Origin of the sequence: Pedobacter sp. SYP-B3415 (genome assembly GCF_004138205.1) — a bacterium.
Lineage (GTDB): Bacteria > Bacteroidota > Bacteroidia > Sphingobacteriales > Sphingobacteriaceae > Pedobacter.
This window is the reverse complement of the sequence record NZ_RXNQ01000034.1, coordinates 221,110-238,021: the sequence shown is the minus strand read 5'-3', so window position 1 is coordinate 238,021 and position 16,912 is coordinate 221,110. Positions and strand designations below refer to the sequence as shown.

Sequence of the window (16,912 nt, the reverse complement as noted above, 5' to 3'; positions counted from 1 at the left end):
TTTCAAAAAAGTTACGATACATCCCCAACATCGGTATGGAGCAATGGGTTGAGTTTATATAGTTCGTGAAGATCGGATCACATCATGTTGCTACAGCTTTGATGTCATCCCGCTAAAAAAACAGCGCATTCACCATCAATCGTTTACCATTATGCCAGAACGACCTGAAAATCGGATCGTCTGCCAGGTAAATTACCTGACCTTTGCCCACCGGCTGAACGCTCAGCAGCGAACCGTCTTTAAGCCTTGAACGGACTTTCGATCCGGCCATTCCCGAACGAAAATTATTCTGTGCAAGTACCCCGACATTGTAGCCCTCTTTCATAAACTCAAAGATGGTATCGTCTGTCTTAATCGTATAATAGAGTCCATCGACCATGCCAAACGAAAGGGGATGCGTTTTATCCAGGTTCAGACTGTAGATTGCTCCGGGAATAGACGCCGCAAAATTGTCTTTCTCGCTGTACTTTTTCAAATTGCCCGGCTTTTTCTCTTCCGGATCTGTTTTGAGTTTCAGTTCGAATGGCTTTTTGCCTGTAACCGCCTGGTTGGCGCCGCCGATCAGGATCAGGCGTCCGCCGTTCGAAACCCATGAGGCGAGTGCTTCAGCGGGCAGAGTTTTGTAACTTCCGTCTGGTATGACCAGTGTATTAAATTTCTGCAGGTCGAGGTTCCCGGCAAGCGAAGTGCTATTAACGAGCGTGGGCATTAATCCCAATTCCTGTTCTGTAAAGTGCCAGAGCTCTCCAAGTCCCTGAGCAGAAGTTTCCGGGCCAGAAACGATGCCAATTTTTGGCATGCGCATGATCCGGTAAGGCGAAGAGCCGAGGTCGCGCCCTTTGGCTGCAAAACCTGATGCCACATTTATAAAATTATGCTTGGAGGCCGCAGCAGTTGCTTCGAGTGCTGCCGCCAGCTTCGGCACGCTGCGTTCGTTCTCGTTTCTGTATACAAGCAGGCTTCCCCTGCTAAAAGCTTGTTCCCCGATCGCAAAATCATCATCCGCAATACGGAATTTAATGCCTTGACGCTGCAGATCGTTTACCAGGCGGATGTCCTCGTGCCCCCTGAAGTCGAGAACCCAGGCATAGGCCTTAGGGTCTAACGCCCTGGCTGGTTTTACAGGCGCTTCTGCCAACGAAAACGCCGGACTTACAGCTTCCCTGCTGGCGTACGCCTTTAAACCAAAAGCGTAAGGTAATGCCCAGGCCGTAATGTCATATGTATTAGAATCAGTCACGTAGGTTTCCGGTTCAAAAAGAACACCCACCAGCACTGACTTTGGCTGCCTGGCACTTATAATCATGTCATTTCGTTCAATACGTACACGCTCATTCTTCAGACTTTCATAATTCAGACCCGTAACCGTCCCCGAACCGCCATAGCCATAACTGATCTGGTTACGGTCAAGCAATGCAGCCAACGCAGCGATTCTTGCGGGATCATCGTTTTTGATCACATATGCCCGGTATTCTGTCTTGCGGTCTGTTGCCTCTGCAAAATACTTCCTGAACTCGCTGATCAGACGGGAGGCATGCGATGAAACCGTCTCCAATGTTGCGATGCTGGTTGTAAAATGATGAGAAATTCTGTCTTTGAGGGTTAATGTATCACCATCAACCGTTACAACACTAAGCCCGGCGCCGATACCGCCCTGTTCATAGGTCATCCCAATTGCTCCGTTATAGAGCGGATAAGTATCACCATAAGAAGGATAGAGCAGGTCAAAACGTTCTTTTGTAAAGTACTGCCAGCCGTTTGCATCGAAGTACTTTGCATTGTTCTTACCGGCTACCACCTGGAAACTCCGCTGCCAGGGCGTAATATCGCGGTGTACCGGCTCAGCGGCAGGTGCAAAGTAATAAGGTTCATTGTAACTCTGTTCATGAAAATCAACATGCACCTGCGGCATCCAGCGGTTGTACAAAGCTATCCTGGCCTTCGTTTCCTGCTGTGTCTGCCAGGCCCAGTCCCTGTTCAGGTCAAAATAATAGTGATTTGTTCTGCCGCCCGGCCATGGCTCTGCGTGTTCTCTTGCTGCCGGGTCGGGATTTGGTTTGTCTCCAACCACGCTGTTGAACCAGGATACATACCGCTCGCGGCCATCAGGATTTAAACAGGGATCGATAACGACAATGGTGTTGCTGAGCCAATCTTTTGTGCTACCGCCGCCAGAAGTTAATTCGTAAAGTACCTTCATCGCCGTCTCTGTCGAGTTGGCCTCATTTCCATGAACGTTATAGCTCATCCATAGAATGACCGGCGGTGTGCCTAATTGCTCTTTTTTTAATGTCAACCCGGTCATAGCCAGGTTATTTTCCCTGATCGTTTCCAGGTTTTTTATGTTTTCTTCTGAAGATATAAAAGCCACCATCAGTTCCCGGCCCTCATTACTTTTGCCATAATGAACCAGTTTTACGCGTGGCGTAACAGCGGCGACAGCCTTGAAATACGCGGTAACCTTACCATGCGACGTGAACCGGCTGCCCAGTTCGTAACCGAGAAAAGTATCAGGATCCGGCAGCTGGGCAACGGCAAGGGCCGGCAAAAGCACAAGCAATAAAAATAGCTTTTTCATGAAGGTTGTTGAGGGTCACAAGATATCAAGATTTTGTATAACGGGAGCAGGCCTCCCCATCAAAAAATCCCTGTGCTGCCTTTTGTGCTTTCGGTTTCGTTAGCTTCGTTGTAATTTTACAGCATAACAGATAACCATGACAGACATTCAAGCGCTTTATAATCGTTTCCTGCAATATCCGAAGATATCAACCGATACCCGGAAGATCAGTACCGGAAGCCTTTTTTTCGCGCTTCGGGGTGATAATTTTGACGCAAACGACTTCGCGCTGCAGGCCCTGGAACAAGGGGCTTCATTTGTAGTTGTCGACCGGCCCGGTCTGCCTCAACACCCCGGATTAATCTTCGTTGAAGACAGCCTGAAAGCATTGCAGGAGCTGGCGGCATTTCACAGGCGGCAGCTCGACATCCCTATAATAGGTCTTACGGGCAGCAATGGAAAAACGACTACGAAAGAACTTATCCGGGCGGTGCTGGCAGAAAAACATCAGGTATTTGCTACTGAAGGCAATCTCAATAACCACATCGGCGTGCCGCTTACCATCCTTTCTGTTCCGGCCGGCACGCAGATCGCAATCGTAGAAATGGGAGCTAACCACCAGCGGGAAATCGCCGGTTTATGTGAAATTGCCAGCCCCGACCTTGGCCTGATCACAAATGTCGGAATGGCACATCTTGAAGGTTTTGGCGGGTTTGAAGGCGTAAAAAAAGGTAAGGCCGAACTGTATGATTACCTGGCAGCCCTTAACGGTACCGCCTTTATTAACCGGGACAACGCCGATCTCATGGAAATGGCGTCCAGGTCCGGACTTACTCAAACAGTTTTCTATGGGGAGGCCGATACAAATTCAGTCAAGGGAGTGCTGATTGCAGCAGATCCTTATCTCAAACTCCGGTGGACAGACGGAACGGCATCCTACGAAGTACAAACTCAGCTTACGGGCGCTTATAATTTTGAAAATATCCTTGCAGCCATTTGTATCGGGCACTATTTTGGCCTGCCGGCCGATGCCATAAACCAGGGACTGCAAGGTTATCTTCCTAAAAACAACCGTTCGCAAATCGAAAAAACCGAACGAAACACAGTGATTTGTGATTTCTATAACGCTAACCCAAGCAGTATGCGGGCAGCTATAACAAATCTTTCCTCGCTGTCGGCTCCGCATAAAACGGCCATCCTGGGCGACATGTTTGAACTGGGGGAAAGCTCAGCTGAAAAACATCTGGAAATTGCCCGGCTCGCAGCAGATGCTGGTTTTAACCGTCTCGTCCTGATAGGCCCGGCGTTCGGTGCATTTAAGAATGAAGTAGATGGTATCTACTTCGATGCCCCTGCACAGGCCGCGAGTTACCTGGAAAGCGAGGAAGTGACAGGCAGCCTGATTCTTTTAAAAGGCTCGAGGGGGATGAAACTTGAACAGCTGCTGCCAAAATTGTAACTTGAGCACGTTAAACCTGCCCCGGCACGATCCACTTGTGGCTGTGACAGTATGTCTTGGCCCATCATTGCCTGAACGCCTGCATGAAAAACCTGCTCTCACCGGCCCCGTGCCGATTTTTTCTGTTACTGGCTTTTATATTGCTGACCAAGGTCTGTCAGGCAAGACAGATCTTTATTCTTGAAGATCCGGCCCGCAGCATGGACGCGCGTCAGGCGCTTACGGTTTTCGACCAGGGCCGTTTTAAAGAACTTCGAAATAAAAACTACAACGCAGGTTATACGAACTCGGTTTTCTGGCTTGCCATAAAACTTTCCGGACCTGTTGCCGAACGCAGGTGGATTATTGGCAATTCTCATATCAACAGGATTGACTTTTACCATTTTAAGCAGGGTATACTTAAAAATCACCTGGTAACCGGAGATCATTTCCCGTTTAATCAACGACCCGCACCAGATCGCCAGTTTGTTTTTGAAACTACAGATCCGGCAACGTACCTGGCGCGCATAGACAAACATGGCGAGTCGCTGCAGATCTTTTCTACGCTCATACCCGCAGAAGTCTACCATGAGGACCATGCTGTCGAGAATATGTTAAACGGCATCTATATCGGTGCCATCGTCCTGATGATCCTGTTCGCGCTGTTCCTGTATATTACCATCCGGGACCGCCTTTATCTTCTGTATATCTGTTACATCGTCAGCTCGTATGCATGGGTTATGGCAAACAAAGGGTACGGATTTCAATATTTCTGGCCCGGGTTTCCGGCATTTGCCAGCCTGGCCAGGCCGCTCTTCAATTCCCTGTGCGGCGTTTCACTGTTACTATTCATGCAGCATTTTATCGGGCAGGACAAAAACAGCCGGTTGTACAAATTAAACAGTGGGTTGAAGATCATCACTTTTATACTGGGTTTGCTTTTTATCGCACCGCTGATTTTTCCCTCGCTGTTTAAATTAGGCACCGGCATGCTCGTGGCGCTTCAGCTCGTTATCGGACTGATCCTTGTCTCTACCGTACTTAGCATAGCAGAGAAAATCAAACAGAAAAACCGGCAGGCCATGTTTTTCCTGCTTTCAATTATCGTTTTGTTCTTCTTTGTTCTCACGGAGTTTTTTGTGCATGCAGGCGTAACGGTGATAAGCAGTAATTTCTGGCAAAACTTTGGCATGCAGACCGGCTTTGTCTTTGAGGCGCTGATCCTGCTTTTTGGCCTGGCGTTTCAGCTGAACCGTTACAGATCAGAACGCGAACGTTTGCTGCTTTCTATGAATGAACAACAGCGTACACTTTCTGCAAGCATTATTGAAACGCAGGAAAATGAGCGCAGACACATTGCAGATCAGCTGCACGATGAAGTTGGTGCCCAGCTTTCGGTAGCTACACTGCAGCTGGGTACCGTCGTAGAAAACAGAGAGTTGGATGTCATGAACCGCGAGCGGCTTCGGAAAGCTGCCGAGGTGCTGAAAGATGTGGCCCATACCATCCGTAACCTGAGCCATGTGCTTACACCCGTTGCTATAGACAAGTATGGCTTTGCAAAAACCATTGAAGACCTGGCCGGCACAATTAACCTGACCCGAAAACTGGAAGTTGAATGCATCATCGTGGGTTTTGAAGCAGATACGGCAATACCATCGCCAATTCTTATAACGCTTTATCGTATCTCGCAGGAATTGCTGAATAACACGCTGAAACATGCGCAGGCAAAGCATGCCCTGCTTCAGCTTGTAGAACTTGAAGATTCAATTACATTATTTTACGAAGACGACGGTATCGGCCTGTCTGAGGGCACAGACAAGAACGGCAAAGGTTTGCACAGCATTGTTTCCAGGATATCATTTTACAACGGGCAATGCGAGATACTTTCCCCTCCGCCCGGGGGAGTTATTGTTAATATTGAGATTCCGCTTATAAAATGAATTCTGCCATTACATTAATCGTTGCCGATGATCATCAGATGATCATTGAGGGCCTGTTGTCCGTTTTTGCCAAAGAATCTTCCATGCATATCATTGGCTCTGTAAACAACGGCAGGGCATTGCTCAGCTTGTTGGATCGCCTACGGCCGGATGTGGTGCTGCTTGACCTCAACATGCCGGAAATGGACGGGCTTACCGTTCTCAGGAACATCCGCGACGCGCACCCGCCGGTCAAAACCCTGATTTTTTCGAATTATCAGAATCCCGAACTCATTGCTGAGGTTAAGGCACTGGGCGCAAATGGTTACCTGATCAAAAATTCACCGCCCTCTAAACTGAAGGCAGCATTAACGGCTATTGCACAGGGAGAAACCTTTTTTGAAGATGACCATTTAGGTGCAGCAAATGAGAACGGTTTTTTTGCAGATGAATTTCTTAAACGTTACAACCTGACAAAAAGGGAAGTCCAGATCATTACCATGATTTGCAGCAACATGCGGTCAAAGGAAATTGCCGAAAAACTATTTCTGTCAGAACTGACCGTACGTACGCACCGCAAAAACATTGTGCGGAAGCTGGGTCTTCAGGACTCTACCGTCTCGTTGTATGAATTTGCCATCCGGAACAGGCTTATAAACAGGTAATCACCTTTCTGCCGGCTCCAGACTGATTCCTCCGTCTGTAATTTCGCGCAGCGGGTTGTCTTTCATATTCTGCTCTATTTCTATCGTATAATTACCTGCGCGCGGAAAACGCCCGTTCCTGATAATCGGAAAAACACAGGTATACAGATTTCCCGAACCGCTGCCAAGCCAGATCCCATCTGCCCCGGCAACCGGAATGTGATATCGTTTTGTCAGCTTTTTCTGCCCGGGGTAATAATGGTGTACCAGAATATATAGATCGCTGTAGGCATAAGATGCCGTGTGCCTGAATCTGAACGAGAGGTTATAGGCTACCGCCGGATCGGAGATCGTAAAGGTTGCTTTTAGTTTATTTGTATAGCTCCACTTACGCCCGGGCAAAACATCATTGGTGTCTGTACGCACAACGGGCTTACAACCTGCCAGCAGCAAAACGATTCCGGCCAGCACTGCAAGCAGCGGTAGCTTAGGCACCCTGAACCTGATCGTTTCCTGTATTGGGCTTTCGGTTTTGTCCACGGCGCCTGTTGTTGCGGTTACGATTATTGTTTGATGGCTTTGGAGCCTGCCCGTCAACGGTTTGCGCTACCTTGGGCTGCTGATCACCTGACACTTCCGGCTTAGGCTTCTGGTTGTTGCGCGGCTGTAGCTGCGCTCCCTGCACTTTTGCCGGCTGCTGTGCTTTCTGCGCCTGCGGCTGATTTTTTGGAGCCTGCTGCTTCTGTCCGTTTGGCTGCTGACCACGATTATTACGCTGCTGTTCGCGGCCTCCCTGCACAGGTTTGCCTTTCTTTTTCTTGTTGCGGTTTTTATCATCCAGCCGGGTAAGGCTGTCCTGACCAACAACATTCTCATAATCAAAAGTTTTCTCGACCACGGCAGGTGCAGACAGCTCTACAGCTTCTTCTTTAAGGTTTGCCGGCTTCTGACCTTTTTTATTCAGTTCCATGATCTCCCGGACCCGGCTTACTTTGAGCGGAATCCAGTTTTCATCATTAGGATAACTAAACCACATAATCTTTTTAAAGATATCGGTCTTTTGATGACGTGCCACACCAATATCTGTCTGCAGTGGTTCAACCCTGTCAGGTATATCTTTCAGCGCATCGAGGTAGGTATCAAGCTCGTAATTGAGGCAACATTTCAGCTTTCCGCACTGTCCAGCCAGCTTTAAGGTATTCAGCGACAAATTCTGATAGCGGGCCGCAGCGGTAGAAACCGTTTTGAAGTTGGTAAGCCAGGTAGAACAGCAAAGTTCACGGCCGCAGGAGCCGATACCACCAAGGCGCCCGGCTTCCTGTCGCATGCCGATCTGGCGCATTTCTATCCGGATCCGGAAAGATTCTGCCATCTTTTTGATCAGCTCACGAAAATCGACGCGGCCGTCGGCGGTATAGAAAAAGGTTGCCTTGGTCTTGTCTGCCTGATAATCAACATCGCTGATTTTCATAGAAAGCCGCAGGTCGAGCGCCAGCTTGCGTGCCTTATGCATGGTTTCCCATTCCAGGTCTTTAGCCATCTTCCACTTTTCCACGTCAGCTTCGGTGGCTTTGCGGTAGATTTTTTTCACAACCTGTTCTGCGGTGGTTTTTCGCCGCTTCATCTGGATCCGAACAAGCTCGCCGGTAAGCGAAACGTGACCAACATCGTAACCGCCTGTTGGTCCTTCGACTGCTACGAGTTCGCCAATCTCCAGATAGATATCGTCCTGATTTACAAAAAATTCTTTCCTTGAACCCTTAAATTTTACTTCGACAATTTTGAAAGGTATATAATTGGATGGCATATCGAGATCCGACAGCCAGTCGTGTACTTCCATGGTCTGGCACCCGCCTGTTCCGCACGAGCCATTACTTTTACATCCTGCAGGGGCGCAACCGCCTCCGGATGAACAACTTCCACATCCCATACTATTGATATATATATTGAGTCCCTTGCGGGAGCGTTTTAAAATTGATGATTTTCACCAACTGTAAAGATACATCTAAAAAAAGAATTTTTGCATTGGCGTTCCTTTCGATGTGGTAGTGGGCCTTTTCAAGCACGCCGATCAGGGCCTCTGTCATAGCCAGGTTCAGAACATGGGCAGCTAGTTTTCTGGCAGTTTCAAGCACCTGCGGTGGTAATTTCACCAAAGCTTCTGCTCCGCTGATCAGCAGACAGCATTCCCTCAGGTACTGAATGCCATAGCGGAGAAAATTTTTCTGATTTTCCCGCCCCCAGAGCGCCGCCTTCTCTGAAAATGAGATCAATTCAATGCCTTTATTGCTAAAGGCCGTGCGTAGCCAGGATGCAAAAACCACCGCGTTATCATTCTCGATATTTGCGGCAAGCCGTTTTGCTTCGACCAGGTTACCATCTGCCAGAAAACTGTATTCCGCAGCCTGGATATCGCCCAGACCATGCTGTTGCAGGTAGACAGACACGTCTTCGTCGGAAAGTTTTGGAACCTTTACGATCTGGGTTCTTGACAGGATCGTAGACAGAATGCGTTCGGCATTACTTGCCACGAGAATAAAAAGCGTATTGGCCGGTGGTTCCTCAATCAGTTTCAGCAAGGTGTTACCCTCTTTATCAAGATATTCGGGCAGCCACATGATCAATACTTTTGTCTCAGCTTCGAAAGCTTTGAAGCTCAGCTTTTTTATAATATCATGGCATTCGGCAATATTGATGTTTGGCTGTTTGTTACCTGAATCGAATTTTGAACGCCAGGTATCCATGTCGAAATACAGATCCTGCTGCAGCATTTCGCGCCATTGCTCAAGATAGTTCCTTGCAACATCGTCCTTCCCGGAACCAAAGAATGGGTAAGAAAAATGCAGATCCGGGTGTATGTAACGCTGGTATTTCCGGCACGAGCCGCAATCGCCGCAACTATCTGTCTCGCCTTTGTTCTGACAGTTTACATATTGAGCATAGGCAATAGCAAGAGGTAAGGCCCCTGAGCCGTCGTGCGAAAGGAAAAGCTGGGCATGACTCACCCGGCCCTCCCTTACGGTTTGAATAAGCTGTTTTTTAATCTGATCCTGCCCGGTAATCTCTCTGAACTGCATATTGCCGCAAATTAAATAAAATGGGCGAGTTCAGAAAAAGAGGCCGCCTAGAAACGGTACCCGATGCCTACATTCATACGCAGCCCGGCCCAGGGCCCGTCAAAGTCGATTACTGCGCCGGCCTGGTCAACGTTGGTACGAATTTTCCCGAACGGAAAATCGTCGAGGTCGCGAAGTTCCTGACGAAGGGCTTCCTGCTCTTCGGCTGAAAGATTCCGGTAGCCGGTTACCTGGCCTTTAGAAAAGCCATAGTGTGGTCCGACGGCAGTCCAGTCAAAGTAAAAATTGCGTCCAAGGTGCCACTGTGCACCAATGGCAACGCCAACGGTATATGCAGAAAAATTGCCGCTGAGGGGAAGCGACTGCGGCTGATCGTACACGCTGAACCGGTAATCTATTTCTGCATCATAAAAGGCTGCGCGTAAAAACGGAGCAACATAAAAGCCTTTGAATACACCTGATCCAAAATAGAATTTTGCCTGCGGCGTGATCGCAAAATTGCCCGTTCTGAGTTCGCTGAGCTGCTCATTCTCCAGAATATCGGCAACCGAGCCCGAAAACGGTAATTTGCCTGCCGGCGCCACACGCAGGCCAAGTCCGACAGTTGTTCGCGGTGCAACAGCATGTTCAAACTCGAATGAGATGGTTTTAAATAAAAGTGAACCGGCATTGAACCGTACGAGATTTTTGCCTTCGGTTTGCGCCATAACACCTGCCGATGGCAATAAACAAGCCGCGCAGAGCAGCAGCAGCAGCTTAGTAAACGTAGTTTTCATAGTTATAGGTTTTGATTATCTACATAACGGATGTTTGTATGTAGTTGTTTGAGGCCTGCTAACTATCTGATTTACAGGTTAACTACAAAAGTCCTATCTTTGTCGCCGAGGAAAAAGAAAGCATGCCCAGAATAATGGCTTTTGATTACGGAACCAAACGTGTCGGCATTGCCGTTACAGACCCCTTGCAAATTATTGCAACGGCACTCGATACGGTGCACCCTAAAGACATTATTGACTATGTGCGCCGCTATATGGAAAAAGAACCTGTCGAAGCGTTTGTACTCGGCGACCCGATCCAGATGGATGGAAACCCGTCTGATTCTGCACAGCACGTAAGAGGCTTCTCTACGCTTCTTAAAAAGGCTTTTCCGCTCATTCCGCAGCACTGGATTGATGAGCGTTTTACCTCTAAACTTGCACACGATGCAATGCTTCAGGGGGGGCTGAAAAAGAGCGACAGGCGCAATAAAGAAACTGTAGATGCCATTGCTGCTACAATCATTCTGCAATATTTCATGCAAACCATACGTTAATAGCGACAACTAATGAGCCTGAATAGCGAAGACTTACAGCAATTGTTGCTTACCTATTGTGATCCGGAACCGGAGCTGCTGCGGCAGATTGACAGGGAAACCAATCTCAAGGTTTTATTGCCGCGTATGCTGTCCGGCCATTACCAGGGGCGCATATTGAGCATGCTCAGCAAAATTCTGGCGCCCCGGCGAATTTTGGAAATCGGCACGTTTACCGGTTATGCAACACTCTGCCTCGCTGAAGGGTTGAGCAGCGACGGACTGATTTATACCCTCGATATCAATGAAGAGCTCGAAGACATGGTCAGGAGCAGCTTTGCAAAGTCGCCTTATAACAGCCAAATCCGCTACCTGCTCGGCGATGCGCAGAAAACAATTGCCGGTTTAGATGAGACTTTTGATATGGTCTTCATTGATGCGGACAAAAAAAACAATGGTACCTATTACGATCTGATATTTGACCGCGTTCGCCCGGGAGGTCTCATCATCACTGATAATGTGCTTTGGAGCGGAAAAGTTCTGAAGCAGGAAACAGATAAAGACACAAAACAAATCATCCATTTTAATGACAAGATAGCCGCTGACAGCCGCGTAGAGAAGCTGATTCTTCCTGTACGCGACGGGCTGTTTATTGTCAGAAAACTTTAAAGCGCGGGGGGAAAGCCGGACCGGCCTAACCGCAGTGCATAAAACTGATATCAATGAAACAAAAACTATTCTCTCTATGCCTGCTACTTCTTGTTGCATTTGGCGGCAAGGCACAAAGCGTACAGGATTACATTGACAGCCACACTGAAATTGCACAGGCGTTGATGCACGAAAGCAACATTCCTGCAAGCATCATTCTTGGCGTAGCTATCCATGAGTCGGCAGCGGGTAAAAGTAAAATTGCCCGTTATCTGAATAACCATTTTGGCGTTAAGGGCCCGAATGACAACACGATGATCAACTCGTCTTACCGGGATTATGATGATGATGCGGCTTCTTATTCACATTTCGTCGAGATCATGCTGAACCGTCCGGCATTTAGCCGCCTGGCAGACAAATACAGCAAGTATGATTACCGCGCCTGGGCCCGCGGCATACAACGCGGCGGTTACGCCGCAAGCCGCACCTGGGCCAGTCAGGTCATCAACATTATAAACAGGTATGAGCTTTTCAAATATGATGAACGGCCTGAAGGTTATAAAGAGCCTGTCTACAAAAAAGCTTATCATTCGAAGAAGAAAAAAAGCTTCAGCTCAAAAAAGAAAACTGTAAAAAGCGGCTGGTATACGGTAAAAAGAGGCGATAACCTGAATGCACTTGCGGAAAAACGCGGCACTACCGCCCGTGCGCTCATGCAGAAAAACGGACTCAAAAAATCTACCTTGCAGCCTGGCCAGAAACTACGTCTGTAACCGCAGCCATTGCCCGTTATGAAAACCCGTTATTCGCTTTTCGCTATTCTGATCCTGACGCTGTCTCTGGGCGCCTGTAAAACGCGGCAGTATGCCCGCAACAACAGGAAGATAGAGAAAGATGCAACGCGCAGCAATCCAAATTACCAATCGTATACTACGCTCAGTTACATTGATAAGTTTAAAGCGGTTGCGATCGAAGAGATGAACAGCTCGGGTATTCCGGCCTCCATTACGCTGGCTCAGGGGATCATCGAATCAGGGAGTGGCAACAGTGATCTTGCTAAATATGCAAACAATCATTTCGGGATTAAGTGTACCATCGAATGGAAAGGGAAAACCTATTACCGCGATGATGATCAGAAGAACGATTGCTTTCGCGTTTATAAAGATGCCAGAGAGTCTTTCCGCGACCACTCAGATTTTCTGAAGCGAAAACGGTACAGCTTTCTGTTCCAGCTGGACAAAAACGATTACCGCAATTGGGCAAAAGGACTAAAGCAAGCCGGTTATGCAACAAATCCGCGCTACCCGGACCTGCTCATTAATATAATCGAAAAATACAGCCTCTCTCAATACGACAGCCCTGAATCTGAAAAGGAAAAAATCAGGCGTGAAGACAAGGTTTTTGCAGAGATAAACCAGAATATTCCGCAGGAAAAGAAAAAATTTACCCCGGTTGCCGATCCGCCGGCCGCGGGGCCGGTGGTCAAAGCGCCAGACACGTTACGAATCCCTGCTCAGCCGGCCAGTTCGCCGGCAGACGGCACCACCGTTCAGGCAGAAAAATACACGGTTCAGAAGGGAGACACGCTGTACAGCATTTCCCGGAAGTTCAACATCAGCATAGACACCCTCAAACTTCTTAATAACCTGCCTGATAACAACATCAGGATCGGCCAGGAGCTGAAAGTTAAATAGTGTTAAGCGATCTGCCTATTGCCGGCTATTCTGTATGTTTGCAGGAATGAAGTTTTTAGTTGCCTGTCTGATACTGCTGGGAGGTTTTCTGTTGCGTACGCAGGCGCAGGAAACGGTGCGGGGTTTGGTGCTCGATAAAAACAGCCGGCAACGCCTGGCGAAAGTATATATCTATAACATCAGGCTCGACACGGGAATTTTCAACAATGTAAAGGGGGAATTTGCAACACGCGTTAAACCCGGTGATACGCTTGTGGCGGCACTCCGTGGGTATGCCGTAGACACCCTGGTTTTTCGTAATCAAAGTTCCCTGTACTTTCAGCTTCAGCCGCTCGGTATTACGCTCAAAGATGTCGTGATACGTGACACGATGAAAACTGCCAAACAACGCTATGAGGATAACCTTCGGGAATATAACCAGGGACTGCAGCGCGGCAGCCGGAAAAATATCCTGAATGTCGGGCAGCGTGGTGCGGGGCTGGGCATTGACGCCTTATACAACCTCTTGAGCCGGCAGGGAAGGAATTCAAAACGTCTTCAGGAAATTCTGGAACGCGACTATCATGATGCAATTGTAGATTACCGCTTTAACGCGGGATATGTTTCAAACCTGCTTAAAATTAAGGACTTTGAGCTGCGTGATTTTATGCAGCAATACCGCCCGTCTTATACGTTCGTGCTCCAGGCAACGGATTACACGTTTGTAGAGTATGTCAAAAACTCATACGCACGCTACAAGCGGAATCCTGCTGCTTACAGGCTGCCGCCGCTGCCAAAGGTCGAGGAGATGCCTTCAAATTGAAAGCGCCAGTTTTAATCTGCCCCTGGCTGCCGGCAACCGGGATGGCCATTTTTCCATTCATCCTTCTAAAACAGCTGAAATTAAAACAATGTCCCGACCTCATTAACCATGAACGCATCCATTTGCGGCAACAGCTTGAGCTGCTGGTTTTGCCTTTTTACGTCCTTTACCTGATCCATTATCTGGTCAACAGGCTTCGCGGACAGCCGCATCAGCAGGCATACCGCAACATTGTTTTTGAACGCGAGGCGTTTACCATGGACAAAAATTTAGACTATCTTTCCAATCGCGGTTTTTTTGCCTGGATACGGTTTTTGTAACGACGCAGCTCTTGTCCGGATCTAAAAGCCGGGAAGATCAGAAAGCCCCTTGCGGCGAAGAACAAACAAGATTAAAAGAAAGGTTTGAGCATCCGCTGCTGCCGGCGGCTGAAGGCAAGGCCCCCGTAATTAATCATCATCGTGCATCCGGCTGCCCCAGTCTTTCAGTACCACCACGTTCGCTTGATTTTGAATTAAATGCCGATTTGCTTTTTATTCCGCAACATTTTTCGTTTTCTTTGTAGGAATGAAGCGTCTACTTCCGTTTGTAATCGTCGTTCTCAGCGTTTTTCGTGTAGCTGCCCAGGAGGCTGATACGGTTCCTATCAATACGCAGGACCTCAATATCAAGCTGAAAAAAAACCCGCTGCCTTCACGCACCGGCACCATAAACTTCACACCCGTTCAAATCAAGCCTGTAGTAATCAACTCAAAGGTGAACTACTGGAAAACCGTTACCAACATTGGCATTAACGTAAACCAGGCATCCTTTACCGGAAACTGGAAAGGTGGTGGTGTAAATTCTGTAGCCCTTGGCGGGCTCATCAATTACAGGGCTGAATACAATAAGGAAAGTTACAGTTATGTAAGTGAAGTGCTGCTTCAGTACGGCAAGATCAAAAACCGCGGGCAGCTTGAAAAAAAGACGAACGACCGTATTTTCTGGGATAACAAAGCCGCTTTACAGTTGTCAAAAAACTGGTATTTCTTTGGTTCACTCACGTTCGAATCGCAGTTTGATGATGGTTTTTCGTATAAAAAGAACGCCGAAGGCGAAGAAGTGATAGACCGGCGTATCTCTACATTTATGGCTCCCGGTTATCTGACAGAATCTATCGGTTTTGAATATAAGCCAAGTAAGTATTTTTCTACGCGTATTGGTACCGGTACAGCCAGGCAGACGTTCGTGCTTGATACATCAATTTTTGCGCCCAATGGCCTCTATTATGGTATCGAAAAACCTAAGAAAGTGCGTAATGAGCTCGCCTTCCAGGTTGTAAGTAATTTTGAGAAAGAGGTTATAAAAAACACCATTCTGAAATGGCGGTATCAGATGTTTATTCCATATGAAGGGTTGACCATTTCAAAAATCGACCACCGCCTTGATATTGGTATTAACGCCAAAATAAACAGGTTTATGAACACGGGGCTAACCGGTATCGTACTGTTCGATAAAGACCAGGACGATAAGGTACAGGCCAGTCAGGCGCTTTCGCTCGGGTTCACCTTTACGTTTCCGCGGTAGGGGGCTCCGGTTTTCCTGAAGAGTGGTCTACTATCGCCCTGATTTTGCCGTCCAGTTCCATAATTGATTTTTCCATCAGGTCAAGGTAAACCGCGTCTGCGCCCTTGTCATCCGTCTTCATCAGTTCAAGCAAGCCAATAATAGATGCCACCGGCTTACGGATCTGGTGAGACTGCATTTCAGCTATAGTATTCAGCATCTGTTTTTGATGAATGATCTGCTCATCGCGCCTGATCTTTTCCCTGATGTCTATCGCAGTAAAAGAAACGCCAATGACCCGGCCTTTCCAGTTTTTTACAGGGGCATAGGTAATCTCACGCCAGGTGTTAAGTTTGTCGGCCCTGAAAAATGCACCCGATTTTTGATGAACAAGTTCCCCGTTAATGGCACCGATAAACCCCTCAAGGAAATCTGAAAGACAATCTGAATCTATGTAACTGGAAAAAAGCTGGCCGCGACGCATCTTTTCGCCATACCTGTTTTTTATAAATTCTTCAAAAAGCGCATTGTTATTCAGAATTCTCCGGTCATGATCAAGCAGCACGTGGAAACGCTGGTCGCTTTCATAAATCGAATGGAGGGCCATCCGGGTCTGCTCTATCGCATCATTCTCGTCTTCCAGTATTTTAACAGCAGAATGAAGATCCATTAGCAGCGATATCTGTGCAGAAAGCGTCAAAAGGGACTGCTGTTCGACCGAATCGAGTATTCTCGCGTTCCGGTCCATAATAAACAGACAGCCGCCGCGAACCATTTTTCCGAGACGAACCGGCACACCGGCAATAAATCTGACCGCGGGCGAACCGGTTACGACGGGATGTGCATGAAACTGGGGATTGCGTTCTGCAAAATTCGCAAAAAAGACCTCTGGCTGATCTGGCAGCCCGGTTAAAAAAGAGGCCAGCGGGTGAAGCTGCTTAGGGGAGATTCCTTCACTTGCAACAACCTGCGGACCACCCTCATCTGTCAGACACAGCCAGGCGTAAGGAACATGACAAACGGAAGCGGCCATCCTGACCACATCCTGCAGGTGCCGGTCGCTTGTAAGTTTCATTTCTGCGTGTCTTCGCGCATTTCTCAGGCGCTCTTCCCGGGCATTCATACAAACACATTTAGATATCAACAGGCGCAATTTAGCAGACATCTCTCACGAAGATTTGTTTGAATGTCACATCTTTTTAGCAAAGTCAGTGGTATTTTTCAGTCGCTATTTTTATTTCTGTAAGCCGCCAATCCGCCGCTTTCTGCTAAAATTGATACATTTGTATCCTAT

Annotated in this window: 16 protein-coding genes; 10 read left to right on the top strand and 6 right to left on the bottom strand. The window is 47.9% G+C overall.

Features of this window, described 5'->3' with window-relative positions:
• Positions 1 to 112: 112 nt before the first annotated feature.
• Positions 113 to 2,578 (bottom strand): M14 metallopeptidase family protein, encoded by a 2,466-nt coding sequence (locus EJV45_RS15960; protein WP_129717175.1) that lies wholly within the window; start codon positions 2,576 to 2,578, stop codon positions 113 to 115.
• A gap of 136 nt (positions 2,579 to 2,714) precedes the next feature.
• Between EJV45_RS15960 and murF the strand changes: the two genes are divergently transcribed.
• The 3 genes from murF (at position 2,715) to EJV45_RS15945 (ending at position 6,582) form a co-directional block, all read left to right on the top strand.
• Positions 2,715 to 4,016 (top strand): UDP-N-acetylmuramoyl-tripeptide--D-alanyl-D-alanine ligase, encoded by a 1,302-nt coding sequence (gene murF, locus EJV45_RS15955; protein WP_129717173.1) that lies wholly within the window; start codon positions 2,715 to 2,717, stop codon positions 4,014 to 4,016.
• 83 nt (positions 4,017 to 4,099) lie between these two features.
• Complete coding sequence (locus EJV45_RS15950; RefSeq protein WP_129717171.1) at positions 4,100 to 5,938, top strand: 7TM diverse intracellular signaling domain-containing protein; 1,839 nt, start codon at positions 4,100 to 4,102, stop codon at positions 5,936 to 5,938.
• Complete coding sequence (locus EJV45_RS15945) at positions 5,935 to 6,582, top strand: response regulator transcription factor (protein ID WP_129717169.1); 648 nt, start codon at positions 5,935 to 5,937, stop codon at positions 6,580 to 6,582. The genes EJV45_RS15950 and EJV45_RS15945 overlap by 4 nt, the downstream gene beginning before the upstream one ends.
• On the opposite strand, the gene EJV45_RS15940 is transcribed toward EJV45_RS15945, so the two are convergent.
• The 4 genes from EJV45_RS15940 to EJV45_RS15925 are packed head-to-tail and all read right to left on the bottom strand — an operon-like array spanning position 6,583 to position 10,414.
• Positions 6,583 to 7,101: a gliding motility lipoprotein GldH gene (locus EJV45_RS15940; protein ID WP_165305073.1), complete on the bottom strand. Its 519-nt coding sequence runs from the start codon at positions 7,099 to 7,101 to the stop codon at positions 6,583 to 6,585.
• Positions 7,049 to 8,491: a regulatory iron-sulfur-containing complex subunit RicT gene (locus tag EJV45_RS15935; protein ID WP_129717165.1), complete on the bottom strand. Its 1,443-nt coding sequence runs from the start codon at positions 8,489 to 8,491 to the stop codon at positions 7,049 to 7,051. The genes EJV45_RS15940 and EJV45_RS15935 overlap by 53 nt, the downstream gene beginning before the upstream one ends.
• A gap of 1 nt (position 8,492) precedes the next feature.
• A complete protein-coding gene (locus EJV45_RS15930) occupies positions 8,493 to 9,638 on the bottom strand; it encodes a DNA polymerase III subunit delta' (protein ID WP_129717163.1) in 1,146 nt (381 codons plus the stop codon).
• 47 nt (positions 9,639 to 9,685) lie between these two features.
• Complete coding sequence (locus tag EJV45_RS15925; protein ID WP_129717161.1) at positions 9,686 to 10,414, bottom strand: DUF3575 domain-containing protein; 729 nt, start codon at positions 10,412 to 10,414, stop codon at positions 9,686 to 9,688.
• Positions 10,415 to 10,536: 122 nt separating this feature from the next.
• Between EJV45_RS15925 and ruvX the strand changes: the two genes are divergently transcribed.
• The 7 genes from ruvX to EJV45_RS15890 all read left to right on the top strand — a co-directional run bounded on the left by ruvX (position 10,537) and on the right by EJV45_RS15890 (position 15,639).
• Entirely contained in the window at positions 10,537 to 10,950 is a 414-nt protein-coding gene (gene ruvX / locus EJV45_RS15920; RefSeq protein ID WP_129717159.1) for a Holliday junction resolvase RuvX, read from the top strand.
• Positions 10,951 to 10,962: 12 nt separating this feature from the next.
• Positions 10,963 to 11,598, top strand: a complete 636-nt coding sequence (locus EJV45_RS15915; protein WP_129717156.1) for an O-methyltransferase — start codon at positions 10,963 to 10,965, stop codon at positions 11,596 to 11,598.
• 53 nt (positions 11,599 to 11,651) lie between these two features.
• Positions 11,652 to 12,350 carry a glucosaminidase domain-containing protein gene (locus tag EJV45_RS15910; protein WP_129717154.1) on the top strand — a complete coding sequence of 233 codons (699 nt, stop codon included), beginning with the start codon at positions 11,652 to 11,654 and terminating at the stop codon, positions 12,348 to 12,350.
• Between the two features lie 18 nt (positions 12,351 to 12,368).
• Complete coding sequence (locus tag EJV45_RS15905; RefSeq protein ID WP_129717153.1) at positions 12,369 to 13,271, top strand: glucosaminidase domain-containing protein; 903 nt, start codon at positions 12,369 to 12,371, stop codon at positions 13,269 to 13,271.
• Between the two features lie 46 nt (positions 13,272 to 13,317).
• Complete coding sequence (locus EJV45_RS15900) at positions 13,318 to 14,073, top strand: hypothetical protein (RefSeq protein ID WP_129717151.1); 756 nt, start codon at positions 13,318 to 13,320, stop codon at positions 14,071 to 14,073.
• Positions 14,070 to 14,393, top strand: a complete 324-nt coding sequence (locus EJV45_RS15895; RefSeq protein WP_240755307.1) for a hypothetical protein — start codon at positions 14,070 to 14,072, stop codon at positions 14,391 to 14,393. The genes EJV45_RS15900 and EJV45_RS15895 overlap by 4 nt, the downstream gene beginning before the upstream one ends.
• A gap of 247 nt (positions 14,394 to 14,640) precedes the next feature.
• Positions 14,641 to 15,639: a DUF3078 domain-containing protein gene (locus EJV45_RS15890; RefSeq protein ID WP_129717147.1), complete on the top strand. Its 999-nt coding sequence runs from the start codon at positions 14,641 to 14,643 to the stop codon at positions 15,637 to 15,639.
• On the opposite strand, the gene EJV45_RS15885 is transcribed toward EJV45_RS15890, so the two are convergent.
• On the bottom strand, positions 15,623 to 16,741 hold the full coding sequence (locus EJV45_RS15885; RefSeq protein ID WP_129717145.1) for a hypothetical protein: 1,119 nt from the start codon (positions 16,739 to 16,741) through the stop codon (positions 15,623 to 15,625). The genes EJV45_RS15890 and EJV45_RS15885 overlap by 17 nt on opposite strands.
• Positions 16,742 to 16,912 lie beyond the last annotated feature (171 nt).